At 73.0% G+C, this 3,568-nt stretch carries 3 protein-coding genes; all 3 read right to left on the bottom strand.

All coding sequences use genetic code 11. The annotated features are described in order from the left end of the window. Positions 1-24: 24 nt before the first annotated feature. The 3 genes from GTQ99_RS21065 to GTQ99_RS21055 are packed head-to-tail and all read right to left on the bottom strand — an operon-like array spanning position 25 to position 3,443. On the bottom strand, positions 25-1,029 hold the full coding sequence (locus GTQ99_RS21065; RefSeq protein ID WP_166617655.1) for an ABC transporter permease: 1,005 nt from the start codon (positions 1,027-1,029) through the stop codon (positions 25-27). A gap of 1 nt (position 1,030) precedes the next feature. Further along, entirely contained in the window at positions 1,031-2,632 is a 1,602-nt protein-coding gene (locus GTQ99_RS21060; RefSeq protein WP_338075175.1) for a sugar ABC transporter ATP-binding protein, read from the bottom strand. Positions 2,633-2,678: 46 nt separating this feature from the next. After that, positions 2,679-3,443, bottom strand: coding sequence for an SDR family NAD(P)-dependent oxidoreductase (locus tag GTQ99_RS21055; RefSeq protein WP_166617654.1), 765 nt, complete (start codon positions 3,441-3,443; stop codon positions 2,679-2,681). Positions 3,444-3,568 lie beyond the last annotated feature (125 nt).

Raw genomic sequence — 3,568 nt, 5'->3', positions numbered from 1 at the left:
GAGGAGAGGGGTGGGGTGCGCGGGTCAGGCCCGGCGCTTGACCGACCAGACGTCGACGGCGACGGCCGCGACGATGAGGACGCCCTTGATGACGTCCTGCCAGTAGGCCGGCACGAGCAGCAGGTCGAGGCCGTTGTTGAGGGTCTGGATGAGCAGCAGGCCCAGCGCGGTGCCCCAGACGGTGCCGCGCCCGCCCATGAGGCTGGCCCCGCCGATGACGACGGCGGCGATGGCGTCCAGCTCGTAGCCCTGCCCCAGGTTCGGCGGGCCGGAGATGACGCGCGAGGCCAGCATCACGCCGGACAGGCCGGCGAGCAGGCCGCTGACGGCGTAGACGCTGAACAGCGTGCGGCGGGCGTTGACGCCGGCGATCTCGGCGGCGACGCGGTTGCCGCCGACGGCGTACACGCGCATGCCGTAGGAGGTGCGGCGCATGATGATCCCGAGGGCGAGGATGCCGACGATCATGACGATGACGGGGATCTGCAGGCCCAGCACCTTGGTGTTGGCGATGGTGCCGAACTCCGCGGGCAGGCCGTTGATGGGGGCGCCGCCGCCGATGACGTAGGCGATGCCGGAGCCGGCGGTGAGCATGCCGAGGGTGGCGATGAACGGCGGCACGTCGACGCGGGAGACGAGGACCCCGTTGATCGCCCCGGCGAGCAGGCCCACCGCCATCGCCGACAGCACCGTCAGCCACACCTGGCCGGGGTTGGCCTTGGCCACGGCCGCCGACGTCATGGCCGCCACGGCGATGACGCTGCCGACGGACAGGTCGATGCCGCCGGTGAGGATGACCAGCGTCTGCCCGAGGGCGATGAGCGCGAACGGGGCGGCCGCGATGAGGATGTTCTGCAGGTTCTCCGGGGAGGAGAAGCGCAGGCTGCGGTAGCTGAAGAAGGCGATGACCAGCAGCATCACGATCAGCATCGCCCGGCGGATGAGCTGGGCGACCAGCCACTCGCGGCTGAAGCGCCGGCGCTCGGCGGTCGCCGGCGTCGGCGTCGGGGCGGTCTGGGTGGAAGTCATGTCAGGCGTGTCCTTCACCGCTGGGGGTCGCGTGGGTGGCGCCCGCCCGGTCGTCGCCGCGGGGCGCGAGGCCGGAGCTGAGGCGGAAGATGAGCTCCTGCACGTGCGGGGCGTCGAGGTCGTCGCGGGTGAGCTCGCCGACGACGCCGCCGTCGCGCATGACCAGGGCCCGGTGGGAGAGCCCCAGCACCTCGGTCATGTCCGAGGAGGCCATGACGACGGCCATGCCCGCCGCCGCGAGCTCGGTGATGATCCGGTAGATCTCCGAGCGGGCGCCGACGTCCACGCCGCGGGTGGGCTCGTCCAGCAGCAGCACGTCGACGTGCTCGGTGAGCCAGCGGGCCAGGACGACCTTCTGCTGGTTGCCGCCCGAGAGCGTGCCGACGTCCTGGGACAGCCCCCGGCTGCGCAGCCGCACGGACTCCATGGCCTTGCCGACCTGCTGGGTGCGGGCGCGCTGGCGCAGCCAGCCCGCGACGCTGAAGGAGCCCAGGCGCGGCAGCGTGCCGTTGTCCAGCACCGACAGGCCCATGACGGCCCCGGCGTGCTTGCGGTCCTCGGGCACCAGCGCCATGCCGGCGGCGATGGCCGCCGCGGGGTCCTTGCGCCGCACCTTGCGGCCGGCGACCTCGATGCTGCCGCCGGTGGTGGCGCGGACGCCGAAGATCCCCTCCAGCAGCTCGGTGCGGCCGGCGCCGACGAGCCCGGCCAGGCCGAGGACCTCCCCGCGGCGCACCTCCAGCGACGCGGTGCCGCTCTGCCCGGCGACCTGCAGGTCGCGCACCCGCAGGACGGGTTCGTCCTCGGCGGGCACGGTGTGCAGCGGCGGGAAGAGGTCCTCCAGCTCACGGCCGATCATGGCGGTGACGATGTCGTCGTCGCCCACCTCGCTCATCGGCCCGTCCAGGACCAGGCCGCCGTCGCGCAGGACGACGACGCGGTCGGCCAGCTCGCGGATCTCGGCCATCTTGTGCGTGGTGAACACCATCGCCACCCCGTCGTCGCGCAGGCGCCGCACGACGCGGTAGAGGCCCTCGACCTCGCGCTCGGAGATCGCCGAGCTGGGCTCGTCGAGCAGCACCACCTTCGCGCCGCGGCTGGAGTTCTTGACGATCTCCACGATCTGCTGCATCCCGACCGGCAGGGTGCCCATCCGGGCGCCGGGGTCGATCGTGACGCCGAACACCTCGAGCATCTCCGCGGCCCGGGTGGCCATGCGGCGCCGGTCCAGCGTGCCCAGCCGCGTCTTCAGCTCGCGGCCGACGAACAGGTTCTCGTAGACCGTCATGTCGGCGATGGAGGCGAGTTCCTGGGGGACGATCGCCACCCCGAGGCGGTGCGCGGCGCGGATGTCGCCGGGGTGCAGCGGCTCGCCCCGCACCAGGACCTCGCCGGAGTCGGCGCGGTACTGCCCGGCGGCGATCTTCATCATCGTCGACTTGCCGGCGCCGTTCTCGCCGGCCAGGGCGGTGACGGTGCCGGGTTCCAGGGCGAGCGAGACGCCCTTGAGGACGGGGACGCCGCCGAAGGACTTGCGCAGGTCGCGGCACTCGAGCACGACCTCGCGGGCGGTGGGCGGTTCCACGGGTGCTGCCGCGCTCACGAGTCCTCCCCGGGGACGTCGACGGTGCTGCGGGCCGGCCGCCGGGTCACCACGCCGTGTACCCGCCGTCGGCGACCAGCACGCTGCCGGTGATGAAGCTGGCGGCGTCGCTGGCCAGGAACACCACGCTCGGCGCGATCTCCTCCGGCAGCGCGTACCGCTGCTGCGGCGCGTCCTCGATCCAGTACCGCTGCAGGTCCGGGCGGTCCACGGGCGCCATCTCCGTCTTGACGTAGCCGGGGGCGACGGCGTTGACCCGGATGCCCAGCGGGGCCCACTCGGCGGCCAGCGACTTCGTGAGGTGGTGCACCGCGGCCTTGGAGGCGTTGTACGCCGGCTGCATCTGCGGGCGGTTCACGATGATCCCCGACATGGACCCGATGTTGACGATGGAACCCCGGCCCGCCTCGCGCATGTGCGCGCCGACCGCGAGGCTCGTCTTCCACAGCGCCCGGACGTTGAGGTCGAACACGGCGTTCCACTGCTCGTCGGTGACGTCCCAGGAGGGCGCGTGGTAGCAGGTGCCGGCGTTGTTGACGAGGACGTCCAGCGACCCCAGCGCGGCCACGGCCTCGTCCGTCATCCGCTGCACGGCAGCGTCGTCGGTGATGTCGGCCTCGATCGCGACGAGCTCGACGCCCTCCGCGGCGGCCTCGGCGACGGTCTCGGCGTTGCGCGCGCCGCTGCGCGCGGCGATCGCCACCCGCGCGCCGGAACGGGCCAGCGCGAGCGCGAAGGCCTTGCCCAGCCCTTGGTTGCCGCCCGTCACGAGGGCGGTGCGTCCTGCCAGGGAGAAGGCGTCGTAGCTCATCGTCGCGACTCCGGTTCGATGGTTCGCTGGAGCGGGGGTGTCCCGCCGTCCGTGGTGCCGCCCGGGGCCGGGCGGCACCACGGACGGCGGGACACCCCCGCTCCAGCGAACCATCGAACCGGAGT

This window comes from Kineococcus vitellinus (assembly GCF_009906315.1).
Taxonomy (GTDB): domain Bacteria; phylum Actinomycetota; class Actinomycetes; order Actinomycetales; family Kineococcaceae; genus Kineococcus; species Kineococcus vitellinus.
Note: the sequence above shows the minus strand (reverse complement) of the source record. Positions and strands in the feature narration are given on the sequence as shown.